Genomic DNA, 14,361 nt, shown 5'->3' on the forward strand with positions numbered 1-14,361 from the left:
GGCAGGGGAGTCACCAGAAAAGCTACAGGATCGTAATATCAAAGGCCAGAGTTTCCGACTCATTCGGAGGAAGAATCTTTACGCCCCTTTTTTCTTCGAACACATCGGATTCGTCGTTGCAGGTCGAGATGCCGGTCCATGGTTCCAAGGCTATGAAAGGACCATTATTGGAACTTGACCATAATATAAAATAATCAAAACCAGGAAAATCTACCTGGATTCCTTTTCCGGTTGCCGGATTCACCATTTTTGCCGACCTTGAAATGAGGCTGTCAAAGATAAGTGCATCCACGTCGAAATAGCTGTGCTTCAGCGGGAGGACGGATTCATTGTCCAGGACCTGAAGGCGGTTATCTACATTTACGAGGCCTGTGGACGGTATGGATTCCGGGCATAATGCGGTCTCCGGCTTTTCGAATTGAACAATATAATCCTCAAAAGTCTCGCCATCCAGCAATGGACAGTTGAATCCAGGATGTCCCCCGACAAAATATGGCATTGGAACAGAATTGAGGTTCAGTACCGTGTAGCTGGTGGTGATGGTTTTCCCTTTTAAGAGATACTTGATCCTGAGTTCAAAATCATAAGGGAACATGGTTTTTGAGTCTTCGCTGGATTTTAGTGAAAAAGTAATGGAATCCTCCGTCTTTTCAATCAAAGTGAATTCCATTTTTTTTGCGAACCCGTGACGTTCCATACTGCAGGTCATTCCGTTGCCTATTGTTGCCGTTTTATTGCGCAGGCTGCCGCAGATCGGAAACATAACGGGAGCCTGTCCGGACCAGTACGCGGCATCGCCCTGCCATAAATATTCAAGTCCGTCAGTATCCTTAATCGAAATAATCCCGCCACCTTTGGTATCGAATCGTACAACCGCTTCCGCATTTTCTAATAAGTATTGCATCAAATCCCACCTTTCAATCAGTCAGTTATATCGTTGTCAGTCAGATAACTGTTCAGTCAACCGGATCCTTTGTAACTGTGAAGGATGTAGTCCTGAATAGTTATGCTAATCGTAACTGTTCAGAACCCCTGTATTGCGAGGTGTTTTTATGCTGTATTTGCATAAAAACCCGAGACATACGTGCGCCAAATTGCTGGTTTTGCAATTTGTGTGCATCATATGTAACTATGAAGGACGTAGTCATGAATAGTTACCGCTAATCAAATACTATAGCAGAGTTTCAGGGATGTCAACTGGTTACTGTCTGCATGTCAGCCGAAAACAAAAGAGAAAAAAGTGAATTCCATGATTGACAATATGCGGGTAAGAAGGTAATATGTAAATATAAAACCGAAACGTTTCGGTTTCGAAAAAGAAAACTGTAAGACAGAATCATATCAGCAAGGCCAGAGGTATGATAAATCGTTATTTGAAAGTAGGGAAAGCATTGGCAGCAACGATTAAGGACATAGCAAAACATACAGGCCTGGGGCTTGCGACGATTTCATCCTATCTCAACGGTGGAAACGTGCGCGAAGCAAACAGGGAAAAAATAGAGACGGCAATTGAAGAACTGAATTTTGAGGTAAACGAAGTTGCACGCGGGCTGAAAACAAATAAAACAAAAACGATCGGCGTTGTGATTCCGGAACTGAATAATATTTTCTGTGCGGAGATTATAACGGGAGTAGAGGATGTTCTGCGAAATCATGGCTATGCGACCATTGTATGCGACTGCAGGACCGATAAGGAGCTGGAGAAAGAGGCGGTTGATTTCCTTTACAGGAAGCGGGTAGACGGAATCATCAATATGCCGGTAAATGTGGACGGATCCCATCTGAAAAGCTTCCAGAAGTCGGGGAAACCGATTGTTTTGATCGACCGGAAAATAAACGGAATCGACTGCGACTGTGTTTTGGCAGATAACCTTACGGCAGCAAAAAATGCGGTGAAGAGATTAGTTGAGAATGGACATACAAAGATAGGGATGATCGGAGGTCCTGAGGAAATTTTCACAGCACAGGAAAGGCTCCTTGGATATAAAACGGCATTGATGGAAGCAGGAATCGTGCCGGAAGAGAAGCTGGTCGTGCAGGGCGATTACACGATTGACAGCGGAGTCAGATGCCTGGAAAATCTGGTGAAGCAGAATCCGGATATGACGGCTGTGTTCGTTGCAAACTATGAAATGACAATGGGTGCGGTAATCGGGATTAACGAGCTTGGCATCAGGATTCCTGAAGATCTTTCAATCATCGGATTCGACAATACGGAGTTTGCCAGGGCATGCAAACCTAAGCTTACCATTGTAACCCAGCCGATGAGGGAAATTGCAAAAAATGTTGCGCAGATTATTCTGAAACGCATGGAAGCAGATCAAAGGAATCCGGAGGCTTCCGATTTCCAGGTGATAAAACTGCAGACCGACATTGTGGAAGGAAATTCCGTCCGCAGGATATAATGGTTTCTGCGGGGACGTGATGCAAAACATGTTCATTCGCAGCGCGCTCTCGCTTAGATGAAGACGTAGTGGTACGTAAGGACGCAAAATACGCGTCCTAAGTACCAACGTCTTCATAAAGCTGCTCATTGAATCATGTTTTGCGTCACTGCTTGACTTCATGAGCAAATAGGACGTGATGCAAAACATGTTCATTCGCAGCGCGCTCTCGCTTAGATGAAGACGTAGTGGTACGTAAGGCCGCAAAGTACGCGTCCTAAGTACCAAAGTCTTCATAAAGCTGCTCATTGAATCATGTTTTGCATCACTGCTTGACTTCATGAGCAAATAGGACGTGATGCAAAACATGTTCATTCGCAGCGCGCTCTCGCTTAGATGAAGACGTAGTGGTACTTAGGCCGCAAAGTATGCGTCCTAAGTACCAAAGTCTTCATAAAGCTGCTCATTGAATCATATTTTGCATCATTGCGTGATAGCTGGCGAATGTGCAAATTGACGAAGCGAACGTTACAGGAGGGCTTTTAACACGCTGATCACATTATAAAACAAACGCTCCTGTGATACAAAGAAAGTTATCAGTGCCGGGAGAATTCTATTCATAGTAAAACCGAAACGTTACGGATTTGTCGGCGAAAGCATCATCAAACACACCTTATGGGACTGGATGGCCAGACATTTCGAAGAGCGATTACATAAATGGAACATAGACCAATCAGCAATAAAATTAAAATTAAAATAAAAAGGAGATTACAACCATGACATCATTCATCGATCCAAAATCAGTACCTCAGAGAAAGCTTTATACAGGCGACTACATGCCGGCAATTGGAATGGGAACGTTCGGCTCGGACCGGTTCACACCCGAACAGGTATCGGAAGCTGTTGCCGGAGCGATCAGGTCAGGATATCGTCTGTTTGATTGTGCAGCAGTCTATGGCAATGAGCATCTGATTGGAGAGGTTTTTCAGAACGCATTTGACAAAGGGGAAGTAAAACGTGAAGAATTATTCATTACATCAAAGGTCTGGAACGACATGCAGGGAAGGGGAGATGTGCTGATTTCATGTGCCAAAAGCTTAAAGGATCTGCATCTGGATTACATCGATCTTTTTTTCATACACTGGCCATTTGCAAATTACCATGCGCCGGGATGTGACGGAGATTCCCGTAATCCTGATTCAAAGCCATTCAGCGCAGATGCGTTTATGGAGACCTGGAGACAGTGCGAAAGACTGGTGGAAATGGGACTTGTAAAACATATCGGCATGTCCAATATGACAATCCCTAAATTGGAGGCCGTGCTTCCGCTTTGCAGGATACAGCCGGCAGTCCTCGAAATGGAACTGCATCCATGTTTTCAGCAGCCGGAATTATTTGACTATTGCAAGGCCCATGATATCCAGCCAATCGGTTTCTGCCCGATCGGATCCCCGTCGAGGCCTGAACGTGACAAAACTGACGAGGACATTGCGGATGTCCAGGTTCCGGAACTTGTTGAAATCGCAAATGCACATAACGTCCATCCCGCAATTGTCTGCCTGAAATGGGCAGTCCAGAGAGGACAGATTCCGATTCCCTTTTCAGTCAGGGAGCAGCAGTATGTCGGCAATCTGAAATGCGTAACGGAAGATCCTTTGACAGACAGGGAAATGGGAATTATGAAGTCCCTTGACAGAAACAACCGGCTGATAAAAGGTCAGGTGTTCTTATGGGAAGGCGCAAAAGGATGGGAAGACCTTTGGGACCTGGATGGAGTGATTAGTAAATAGATTGTTGCTGGCCAAGGATTGAACAGTAACAATAGATTTATAGTAACTGTTCAGAACCCCTGTATCGCGAGGTGTTTTTATGCTGAATTTGCATAAAACCCCGAGACATGCGTGTGCCAAATTGCTGATTTTGCAATTTGTGTGCATCATTGTGACTATGAAGGACGTAGTCCTGAATAGTTACAATTTGTAAAAGATGATATGGACAAGAGCAGATGGGGTACTATATGATATACGTATAGTACCCCTTTGGCAACGGTTCAGATATCAGATTCCTATCATGAATCGCTTTCCTTTTTGAAGGTACACACATTATGGGAGTGAGATCATGTATCGAGTATTACTGGTTGATGACGAAGTGCTTGTTAGAGAAGCGATAGGAGAAAATATTCATTGGGAAGAGCTGGGTTACGAACTGGCCGGAAGCTGTCAGGATAGGAAGGAAGCAAAGGAATTTTTGGAGAGAAATCCTGTTGACGTCGTTCTTACTGACATCTGCATGCCCCATATGGATGGGATGGAACTGAGCGAACTGATTTACGAACAGTATCCGGAAGTAAACGTTATTATTTTCAGCGGTTTTGATGACTTTGAGTATGCAAAGAAGGCAATCAAATATAATGTAAAGGAGTACCTGCTCAAACCTGTCACTGCATTTGAATTATCGGAAGTATTGACAAATCTGAAAGAGAAGATAGACAGTGCCAGGGAGAAAGAAAAAAAGCTGGAGCGATTGAGCGAAACCTATAATAAGAACCGTATCATCATAAAATCGAAGGTACTGGCAGATTTTATTATGGGGACGAAAACGGAAGAAGAGAACCTCCGGGGCCTAAGGGAAGTCGATGTTGTGCTGGAGGCTTCGGAATTTCGTGTCGCTGTTCTTGAAATCGACCTTTATTCAGAATTGCATGACCCGGACGAAGAAGCAAAGCAGCAGAGTGCCCTGATGGCATTTGCAGTTTTTAATATCAGTGACGAGATCATAAAAGCGCATCATGCAGGGATTGTCTGTCAGGGGAACCACAACCGTGTCTTCATTCTTTTTCAGACAGACAGGCCGAAGGGATTCGATGAGTCGGTAAAAAATACCTGCCTTCAGATCAGTGATCTGGTGAAACAGCTGCTGGGGCTGAGTATCACCGTCGGGATCGGAAGAGAAGTGAGAAACAAGAAAGACATTTATAAGTCCTATGAAGAGGCAGAAGGCGCAATCAGATACCGCTATCTCCTGGGAGGAGACAGCATCATCGATATGAAAGAAATTATCCGCACCATGAACAAAGAAGTGGATCTGGATGAGGAGATCAATCAGCTGTCAATGGCTCTAAAACTCAATGACCGGACAAAGACTGAAGAAGGACTGGATAAAATCAGTAAAGCAGTAAAAGATGCAATGGCCGACAAAAACAGAAGCTGCCTGTATCTGCAGCAGGTGATTGTGGCAGTCGGTGACGTACTGAGGACTTCCGACCTTGCAGGAAGCATGATATACGCCCAAAAGGATCAGCTGCTGACCGATATTGCAGAGGCCAGGACCTTTGCGGATTCCATGAAGCTGCTCGAAGATTACTGCCACCAGGCAGGAGAGGAACTGGACAACCAGAAGAATGCAGGTGGGAAAAGGCAGGCTTTTCTTGCGATGAATTATATGGAGAAGAATTATTCGGATGACGAACTGAATCTGAATTCCATCTGCACCTATCTTTGTATCAGCCCGAGCCGGTTCAGTACCATATTTAAAAATGCAACCGGTGAAACATTTATGGAAGCCCTGACCAGAATCAGGATGCAGAAAGCAAAAGAACTGTTGGAAAATACGGATCTGAAAAACTATGAGATTGCAGAAAAGGTAGGATTCAGCGATCCGCATTATTTCAGCATCGCATTCAAGAAAGCGACAGGAAAGACACCGAAAGAATATGCAAAGGGAAAGAGGTAGCTGTCTGTGAAGAAAAAGAGAAGCCATTACTGGCTGTTCGGTCATTTTAAAAGCATACAGTTTACCATGCTGTTTGGTTTTTCGGCTTTGATTGTCTTAGCTCTGGTCTCATTCTTAATCTTATCCATAAACTATACCGAAGATACAGTCCTGAACAACTCCATTGATTATTCCACCCAGCTGATCGAACAGGTAAACACGGATATCGATTCCTATATTGACTATATGGAAAATATATCCTCTCTGGTTACAAACAACAACGATATCAAGGAATACCTGTTCAACAGAAATCTTTCGCAGGGCGCCATGGACAATCTGTATAGCGGGATTCTGGCCCAGTTCAATACGATTATTGACGCAAGGGAAGACGTCTATAACATAGCGGTAATTTCCAATGACGGGAAACATATCATCAATGATGGTACGGACAGGCTGAATGAATATGTTTCGCTGACGGACATGGACTGGTACAGGAATGCCATAGTAAATGTGGATGGTACTGCCTTGTCTTCCTCCCATGTCCAGAATGCCATAAAAAGCGACTACAGATGGGTGATTACATTAAGCAGGAGCATAAGGAATCCCTATACGAATGAGCCTTCCGGAATATTTTTTATCGATTTGAATTACAATGCAATCAGCGACTTGTGTGAAAACAACAGCCTGGGAGAAAAAGGTTATGTATTCATCCTGGATGAAGGAGGAAATATCATCTATCATCCCCAGCAGCAGCTTTTATACAGCGGCCTGAAGACTGAGCGGATCGAGGAAGTCAGGAACAGCAAAACCCGCTATTTCGTCACTGATGAAGGGCAGCAAAGCAGGCTGTATACGATTTCAAAATCGGAAAAGACGGGATGGACCGTGGTAGGCGTCGTCGTAAGGTCTGCGCTCATGGAGAACAAAGCCAAAACCCAGATCATCTATCTGCTGGTCGCAGCGGTACTGCTGATGGCGACCGTGGCAATTTCAGCTTTTATCGCTTCAGATATTACGAGGCCCATCAAGATTCTGAAAGATTCCATGAAAGAAGTGGAAAAGGGACATTTTTCCAACGCCAACATAGAAGTGATTGATGATAATGAAATCGGAAGTCTGAGCAAGTCTTTTAATGTCATGACGAAAAAAATCCAAAACCTGATGGAAGAGAATATTTATGAACAGAAACAAAAGCGTAAAAGTGAGCTGAAGGCGCTCCAGTCGCAGATCAATCCTCATTTTCTATACAATACGCTGGATGCGATCATATGGATGGCAGAGGGGAATAAGAACCGGGAGGTTGTCCTGATGACCTCGTCTCTTGCGAAGCTGCTGCGCCAGAGCATAGGGAATGACAACGAGGTGCTGACGATTTCCCAGGAGATCAGCTACCTGCAAAACTACCTCACCATACAGAAGATGAGATATAAAGATAAACTGGAATTTGAGATCAATATCCCGAAAGACATTTATGATGAGGAAATCATTAAACTTGTCCTTCAGCCGATTGTGGAGAATGCAATTTATCATGGAATCAAATTCAAGGATGCAAAAGGCCTTCTTGTCATCAGCGGATATTCATCAGAAAACGATATCATACTGAAAGTGAGCGATAATGGTGTGGGAATGTCGGAAGAGACCCTTGCGCACATACTTGATGAGCATAAAGTCAATTACAAATCAAATGGAATAGGCGTCTATAACGTGCAGATGAGGCTGCAGCTGTATTACGGAAAAAGCTATGGCATCTCCTATGAAAGCGTTTTGGGCGAAGGGACGACGGCTACAGTAAAGATTCCCAGAAGGAATCTGCAGGGGGAAACAAATGAAAAAGCTTAGGAACAAGATTGTTGTGCTGATCTTACTGTGTATCACAGCTCTGTGCATTACAATAATAGCTGGAGAAAATCTAAAGATGGAAAAGCCCATTAAAATCATCTATATTCCGAAAATCATTGATGAGACAAACGAATTCTGGTCAGCCCTGATCGGAGGAGCGAACATGGCGGCGAAAGAATACGGTGCAGAACTTACAATTGTTGCTCCAAATGCGGAAAATGATTATGAAAGGCAGAATGAATTGATTCAATGGGCAATTGAGCAAAAACCGGATGCCATCGCAGTGTCGCCGGCCAATTTTACGGAATCGACGGAAATGGTGAAAAAGGTTACCCAGAATAATATAAAATTAATTCTGATCGATTCCAATGTGGATGAAGCTGTAGAAGATGTCAGCGTCTCGACAAACAATTATGAAGCTGGCAAAAAAATCGGCCAGTTCATGAAACAATTCATTCAGAAAGATACGAAGATTGCAGTTGTCGGGCATGTCAAGACCGCATCGACTGCAATTGAGCGGGAGAAGGGCCTGCGGGCGGCACTGGGTAAGGACGAAAGCAAAATCCTGGAAGTGGTATTCTGTGATTCGGTATTTGGCAAGGCCTATGAGGTTACTGTAGATCTGTTTAAAAAATATCCTGACATCAGCATGGTGGCCGGGCTCAATGAATATTCAGCCGTTGGTGCGGCAAGGGCAATCAAGGACATGGGCCTGGAAGAGCAGGTGAAAATAATCGGATTTGACAGTTCCGCTGAAGAAATCGAATTGCTGGAGGAAGGCGTTTTTCAGGGGATTGTCATACAGAAATCCTTTAATATGGGCTATCTTGGAATCGAAAAGGCGGTAAAAGCTGTGAGGGGGGGAAAGGTGCCGAAAAATGTAGATTCAGGTTCGCAGCTGATTACGAAAGAAAACATGTATACGGATGAGAATCAGAAGCTTTTATTTCCGTTCATCGGAAACCAGTCGACGCAAAAGGATGAAGGCAGTACAGACTAGTGTGCTGTTTTGCCGATTATCAGTGATACAGCATACCAGATTCAGGGTGAAATGCATATAATTCTGTAAATGGAACAGTGAAAAGGTTAAAAAACTACAAAACAGTAGTTTTTTAACCTTTTTTTAGAAGATATTCAATTACTAATTTTCCCATCCTGCAATATAATTCATATATCAGGAAACGCAGAAATTTATTCAAGAAATGGATGGTGAAAACGTGGGCGAAGTAATTTTGACAATGAAAGAGATCGACAAATCCTTCATTGGTGTACACGCGCTGAAACAGGTAAATTTGGAACTGAAAAAGGGAGAGGTCCATGCGCTGATGGGAGAAAACGGTGCAGGAAAATCTACGCTTATGAAGGTGCTGACCGGAATTTATGCAAAAGACAGCGGCAGTATCATATATGAGGGAAAAGAGATTGAGTTTACAAATCCCCGTGAAGCACAGGATGTAGGCATCACAATCGTACATCAGGAGCTGAACATGATGAATCATCTTACAGTTGCGCAGAATATATTTATTGGCCGCGAGATGATGAATGGAAAGCTGATCAATGACAGAAAAATGAACAAGGAAGCGGCAAAATTATTTGAGAAGCTGAATATCGATATCGATCCAGACGAGACGATCGGGAACCTGACGGTCGGAAAACAGCAGATGTGCGAAATTGCAAAAGCGATTTCAAGGGATGCAAAAATCATCGTATTTGACGAACCGACAGCTGCTTTGACCGAGTCTGAAATTGATGAGCTTTTCAAAATTATCAGGGATTTAAGGGCAAAGGGAATCGGGATTGTCTATATTTCCCACAGAATGGATGAAATTAAGGTGATTACAGACCGGGTTACGGTAATGCGTGATGGTGAATATGTGGGAACCTTAATTACGAAAGACTGCTCGAAAAATGACATCATCAATATGATGGTAGGCCGAGTGATCTACGAAGATCCAAAGCAGAAAAGCAATGTGCCGGAAAACGCACCTGTCGTTTTGAAGGTGGAACATCTGAATGCGGGCAAGATGGTGAGGGATGTAAGCTTCGAATTGAAGAAAGGCGAGATACTTGGATTTGCCGGACTGATGGGAGCTGGAAGAACTGAAACCGCCAGAGCGCTTTTCGGGGCAGACAAAAAAGACAGCGGAGACATCTATATCAACGGACAGAAAGTGGACATCAAAAATCCTATGGATGCCGTAAATGCGGGAGTCGGATATTTATCGGAAGACAGAAAGCGTTATGGAATCGTTCTTGACAAGACAATAGCAGAGAATACGACGATGGCGTCTCTTGAACATTACATGAAAGGCTTTTTCATCAATGAGAAAGAAGAAAAAAAGATCGCTGAAGAGTACGTAAATAAACTAAGGACAAAGACACCGACAGTTGATACCGCAGTAATAAATTTATCAGGTGGAAACCAGCAGAAAGTAGTTATAGCAAAATGGCTTGTGCGCGACTGCGATATTCTCATTTTTGACGAACCTACCAGAGGAATTGACGTAGGTGCGAAGAATGAAATTTATCAGCTGATGAGTGAACTGGCAGCAGAAGGCAAATCAATCATTATGATTTCTTCTGAACTGACAGAGATTCTAAGAATGAGCGATCGGATCGTTGTCATGTGTGAAGGCAGAAAAACAGGAGAGCTGTCGATTGAGGAAGCATCCCAGGAAACGATCATGCAGGCGGCAACCTTAAGAAATTAGTCGGGAGGATATATAGAAATGGAAAACATACAAAAAAAGGTATCTACAAAAACAAACCCGTTCATAGATAATCCGGTTGTAAAGGCAATCGGAACACAACGGTTAATAGCAGTGCTGGCCCTTCTGGCTTTGACGGGATTTTTCAGTATCGCTAGTCCTGCGTTCAGGCAGTGGACAACGGTGGTAAGCATCTTCGATGCTTCCTACTACATCGGCTTCATGGCAATCGGAATCACATTCGTAATCATCACAGGCGGCATCGATCTTTCTATCGGAACTGTTCTTGTATGCTCGTCTCTGATTGCAGGTTCCCTGGCAGTGAAGAACGGAGTTCCTGTTGCAGCATGTCTGGCAGTAGGCATTCTGATCGGTGCACTCTTTGGCCTTTGCAACGGTCTGATGGTATCGATTATGGGGCTTCCACCTTTTATTGCAACTTTGGGAACAATGATGGTTTCGAAAGGGTTTGGCTCCATCTATTCAAAAGCACAGAGTGTTACCTGGCCTCAGGCAGCAGGAGATGGCGGATGGTTCAGAAGTATCTTCAAAGTGACCATAGGAAGCGGAGCGGGCGCTAAGATCATTCCGACCGGATTCCTGTTACTGATCATACTTGCAGTCATCATGTCAGTCATATTGAATAAGACCCGTCCGGGACGTTACATACTGGCACTTGGAAGCAACAAAGAAGCTACAAGGCTTTCAGGCGTGAATATTGTCAAATGGGAAACGTTAGCTTATATATTCTCAGGAAGCTTTGCCGGACTTGCAGGCATCGCATATGCAGCTTCCTACTCCACAATGCTTCCAGGCGGCGGCGCAGGATTCGAACTTGATGCAATCGCAGGCGTAGTAATCGGAGGAACCTCCATGAGCGGCGGTTATGGATCCATTGCCGGAACACTGATTGGTGTATTTATCATGTCGGTATTAAAGACAGGCCTTCCGTTTATCGGATTGCAGCCGCATTATCAGCAGTTTATAACAGGTTTTGTATTGATTGCAGCCGTTTTCGCGGATGTTGTTAATAGAAGAAAGAAAAATTAAAGGGAGGATTTACAAATGAGGAAAAAAGTATTAAGTGTATTGTTATGTGCAGCTATGACCGCTGCTATGCTGTCAGGATGCGGATCTAAGGATGCCGCAACAACGGAAACAACAGAAACTACCGACAAGAAGGAAAGTGCTTCAGATGAGGAATTATTCGTCTATATGGTATCCAAAGGATTCCAGCATCAGTACTGGCAGGCGGTTAAAAAGGGTGCTGACGAAGCTGCAGCGGAATTGGGAGCGAAAATAGAATTCGTTGGTCCAAATACAGAAAGCGATATCGCAGATCAGGTTCAGATGTTAAACAATGCAATCAACTTAAAACCTGACGCAATCGGCCTTGCATCTCTGAGTACAGACGCTTGTCTCGAAGCGATTCAGGCAGCAAAGGATGCAGGAATTCCAATTATAGGATTTGACTCTGGTGTTCCGAATGCTCCTGAAGGTGCAGTATTTGCAAATGCATCTACAGATAATTACAAAGCAGGTGAATTGGCAGCAGAAAATACATTCCCAATCATCAAAGATAAAATAACAGGTGCTACAGCTACAGTAAGAATCGGTGTTATGAACCAGGATGCTACCGCAGAATCTATCATCAACCGTGGTTCAGGATTCATTGACAAAATGAAATCATTGATCGAAGCAGAAGGAAAAACAGTTTCTGTTGAAGGACATGATAAATGGAACGACAAAAAGGATAATGCCGATGTCATTATCGAAGTGGCAGTTCCATCAGCAGTTACTGCAGAAGCATCTTCAATCGACGGACAGAACCTGTTAAACAAAAAAGATATCATTGCAGTATATGGTTCTAACCAGCACTCCGGTGAAGCACTTGTAAATGCAGATTCAAACTTAAAGAAACTTGGTCCGGACGGCGTAATCGGTGTTGCATTCGACTCAGGATCACTTATCAAAGGTGCTGTAAAAAATGGAACATTAGCAGGCGCTGTTACACAGGATCCGGTTTCAATCGGAAGAAAAACTGTTGAACTGGCAGTTGCAGCAGCAAAAGGAGAAAAAGTAGCTGACGTTGATACAGGATGCAGATGGTATACAGCTGACAATATGGATGATGCTGAAATAGCTCCAAACTTATACGACTAAGCTAAATGAGGGATTAAAAACGAATAACCATATATCTTTATGATGGATGTATGATGAAGCAGAATGACTGGCAGGATTCCTAGAGGGGGGGGATTCTGCCAGTTGTTTTTTATTCACAAGAAATTCCTGGAATTTTTCTTGAATTATAAAAATTCCGCAAGGAGGCGCGTGATGCTGAATTTGCATAAAATCCCGTTGCCTTTATCTTTCTTTCGAAGTATAATCATAGCGTATGTGTAGGAATGAAAATTACTAGCTGTTCAGAAGGAAGTGGCTGAACGCTAAAAAAATTTTGCGTAAAACCATATTAAAACGATAGATTAAGTAGAAAAAAAGAGGAAATAGAAAATGAGTCTGTCAGAGAAAAACTATGAAATTACAAACAGTGAATTGCGAAAACTTGCAGAACCGTATCTGCTTGTCGATATCAGGGATGAGGCTGCATTCCAGTTCGGACACCTGCCGGAAGCTGTGAACATTTCCCTGAAGCAGCTGGAAGAGGACAATACTCTGCTGCCCCGGGAGAAGAAAATAGTGGTGTACTGTAAAATCGGTCAGGTAAGCGCCGATGTTGCTGAAATGCTGCGGGAAAACGGTTATGAAGCCTGGAATCTGTCGGGAGGCTACAACGAATGGCTCAGGAATCAGATTCAGATGCAGTTGGAAAGCAGGACTGTACAGGATGAGGCTGAAAAAAGCATACAGAAAAAATTCCATAAGTCATTATTCTCGAAATTTGCCAAGGCTATCAGGGAATATGAGATGTTGAAGCAAGGCGATAAGATCGCAGTCTGCATTTCAGGCGGCAAGGATTCCATGGTGATGGCGAAGCTTTTCCAGGAACTGAAGAAGCACAACAAGTTCGAGTTTGAACTGGTGTTTCTCGTAATGGATCCGGGATATAATGAAGTGAACAGGAGAGTCATCGAAGAAAATGCCAGAATGCTTGGCATCCCGATCACGGTATTTGAAACGGATATTTTCGAGGCTGTCTACAACGTGGAGAAATCTCCGTGCTACCTGTGCGCCAGGATGAGGCGCGGACATCTGTACAGCAGGGCAAAAGAGCTGGGATGCAATAAGATTGCACTGGGACACCATTATGATGATGTGATCGAAACGATCCTGATGGGGATGCTGTATGGCGCGCAGGTTCAGACTATGATGCCGAAGCTGCACAGTACCAATTTTGAGGGGATGGAACTGATACGGCCGATGTATCTGATCCGGGAAGAGGATATCAAGCATTGGAGGGACTACAACAATCTCCATTTCATCCAGTGCGCATGCCGCTTTACGGATTCCTGCACGACCTGCAGGGTCGACGGCAGCGCAGTGTCAAAGAGGACCGAAATCAAGGATCTGATCAGGCATCTGAAGGAGACGAATCCTTACATTGAGAGCAATATTTTCCGAAGCGTGGAAAACGTCAACCTCAGTACGGTTATCGCCTATAAGGAAAACGGGATCCAGCATAATTTTTTGGAAAAGTATGATTCATATACGGAAGAGTAGATAAGAAGCAGGCAATTTTTGTGCGCCCCATTACATATTGA

Annotated in this window: 10 protein-coding genes; 9 read left to right on the forward strand and 1 reads right to left on the reverse strand. The window is 43.8% G+C overall.

From position 1 onward, the window contains the following. Positions 1-22: 22 nt before the first annotated feature. Entirely contained in the window at positions 23-904 is an 882-nt protein-coding gene (locus tag BJR36_RS08425) for an aldose 1-epimerase family protein (protein WP_091232728.1), read from the reverse strand. A 454-nt stretch (positions 905-1,358) separates the two neighbouring features. On the opposite strand from BJR36_RS08425, the gene BJR36_RS08430 reads away from it, so the two are divergent. The 9 genes from BJR36_RS08430 to BJR36_RS08470 all read left to right on the forward strand — a co-directional run bounded on the left by BJR36_RS08430 (position 1,359) and on the right by BJR36_RS08470 (position 14,320). Then, positions 1,359-2,405, forward strand: a complete 1,047-nt coding sequence (locus BJR36_RS08430; RefSeq protein WP_330387866.1) for a LacI family DNA-binding transcriptional regulator — start codon at positions 1,359-1,361, stop codon at positions 2,403-2,405. Between the two features lie 755 nt (positions 2,406-3,160). Next, positions 3,161-4,174 (forward strand): aldo/keto reductase, encoded by a 1,014-nt coding sequence (locus BJR36_RS08435; protein ID WP_091232731.1) that lies wholly within the window; start codon positions 3,161-3,163, stop codon positions 4,172-4,174. 328 nt (positions 4,175-4,502) lie between these two features. Next, positions 4,503-6,116 (forward strand): response regulator, encoded by a 1,614-nt coding sequence (locus BJR36_RS08440; protein WP_091232733.1) that lies wholly within the window; start codon positions 4,503-4,505, stop codon positions 6,114-6,116. A 6-nt stretch (positions 6,117-6,122) separates the two neighbouring features. Next, the gene (locus BJR36_RS08445; protein ID WP_330387868.1) at positions 6,123-7,934 is read left to right on the forward strand and encodes a cache domain-containing sensor histidine kinase; all 1,812 of its coding nucleotides are present in this window, start codon (positions 6,123-6,125) and stop codon (positions 7,932-7,934) included. Then, complete coding sequence (locus BJR36_RS08450; RefSeq protein ID WP_091232736.1) at positions 7,921-8,934, forward strand: substrate-binding domain-containing protein; 1,014 nt, start codon at positions 7,921-7,923, stop codon at positions 8,932-8,934. The genes BJR36_RS08445 and BJR36_RS08450 overlap by 14 nt, the downstream gene beginning before the upstream one ends. 217 nt (positions 8,935-9,151) lie before the next feature. Next, complete coding sequence (locus BJR36_RS08455) at positions 9,152-10,645, forward strand: sugar ABC transporter ATP-binding protein (RefSeq protein ID WP_091232977.1); 1,494 nt, start codon at positions 9,152-9,154, stop codon at positions 10,643-10,645. Positions 10,646-10,663: 18 nt separating this feature from the next. Next, the gene (locus tag BJR36_RS08460) at positions 10,664-11,692 is read left to right on the forward strand and encodes an ABC transporter permease (RefSeq protein ID WP_091232739.1); all 1,029 of its coding nucleotides are present in this window, start codon (positions 10,664-10,666) and stop codon (positions 11,690-11,692) included. 15 nt (positions 11,693-11,707) lie between these two features. Next, on the forward strand, positions 11,708-12,805 hold the full coding sequence (locus tag BJR36_RS08465; protein WP_091232741.1) for an ABC transporter substrate-binding protein: 1,098 nt from the start codon (positions 11,708-11,710) through the stop codon (positions 12,803-12,805). A gap of 348 nt (positions 12,806-13,153) precedes the next feature. Next, a complete protein-coding gene (locus tag BJR36_RS08470; protein WP_091232744.1) occupies positions 13,154-14,320 on the forward strand; it encodes a rhodanese-like domain-containing protein in 1,167 nt (388 codons plus the stop codon). Positions 14,321-14,361 lie beyond the last annotated feature (41 nt).

The organism is Anaerobium acetethylicum (assembly GCF_900096945.1).
Taxonomy (GTDB): domain Bacteria; phylum Bacillota; class Clostridia; order Lachnospirales; family Lachnospiraceae; genus Anaerobium; species Anaerobium acetethylicum.

Bases quoted from the DNA above. Each gene is read 5' to 3' on its own strand.
- BJR36_RS08425 (WP_091232728.1), bottom strand. From the start codon at position 904: ATGCAATACTTATTAGAAAATGCGGAAGCGGTTGTACGATTCGATACC.
- BJR36_RS08430 (WP_330387866.1), top strand. From the start codon at position 1,359: ATGATAAATCGTTATTTGAAAGTAGGGAAAGCATTGGCAGCAACGATT.
- BJR36_RS08435 (WP_091232731.1), top strand. From the start codon at position 3,161: ATGACATCATTCATCGATCCAAAATCAGTACCTCAGAGAAAGCTTTAT.
- BJR36_RS08440 (WP_091232733.1), top strand. From the start codon at position 4,503: ATGTATCGAGTATTACTGGTTGATGACGAAGTGCTTGTTAGAGAAGCG.
- BJR36_RS08450 (WP_091232736.1), top strand. From the start codon at position 7,921: ATGAAAAAGCTTAGGAACAAGATTGTTGTGCTGATCTTACTGTGTATC.
- BJR36_RS08460 (WP_091232739.1), top strand. From the start codon at position 10,664: ATGGAAAACATACAAAAAAAGGTATCTACAAAAACAAACCCGTTCATA.
- BJR36_RS08465 (WP_091232741.1), top strand. From the start codon at position 11,708: ATGAGGAAAAAAGTATTAAGTGTATTGTTATGTGCAGCTATGACCGCT.
- BJR36_RS08470 (WP_091232744.1), top strand. From the start codon at position 13,154: ATGAGTCTGTCAGAGAAAAACTATGAAATTACAAACAGTGAATTGCGA.